This window comes from Lonepinella koalarum (genome assembly GCF_004565475.1).
GTDB lineage: Bacteria > Pseudomonadota > Gammaproteobacteria > Enterobacterales > Pasteurellaceae > Lonepinella > Lonepinella koalarum.
The window spans coordinates 1-521 of record NZ_SRHX01000046.1 but is presented as its reverse complement, the minus strand read 5'-3'; the positions used below and the strand labels follow the sequence as shown (position 1 = coordinate 521).

Below are 521 nucleotides of genomic sequence, written 5' to 3'. Positions count from 1 at the left end.
CGTTATTGTTAATAGTGGTGCCATTGACAGTTAATGAACCGTCTTTACCTAAATCTACCGCATTATTTAATGTTACATTAACAGTTGAACCCGTATGCGTCACATTAATATTATTATCACCATTGAATGTCACCGTACTGTTTGGTGCCACATTAGCAACCGTTGCATTGCCGCTGGTATTTAAGTTCCAACCCGCGCTGGCTGTGGCATTCACCGCATTTAACTGATTTAAGTTTACGGCATCGGTACCGTTTGTACCATTTGCCACGTTGGTAATGGTGTGATTACCCGCATCAATACCAGATTTAGTAATACTTGGACCGCCATTAATTGTTAACCCTGTAGTATTTAACAAGGTATCCCCAATGGTGACACTACCTCCATCAGTTAAGTTTAAGGTGTTATTTAAATTAACTTTGATTTGGTTACCGCTTACAGTGGTATTTATATTACTGTTACCACCGATAATATCAAAGTGGGCTTGTGTTTGATTAACGGTAACATTGGTTCCTGTATTATCT

The 521-nt window shown here is 38.8% G+C and carries 1 pseudogene; it reads right to left on the bottom strand.

The annotated features are described in order from the left end of the window. A pseudogene (locus E0709_RS12200) lies at positions 1-521 on the bottom strand (hypothetical protein); the annotation flags it as partial.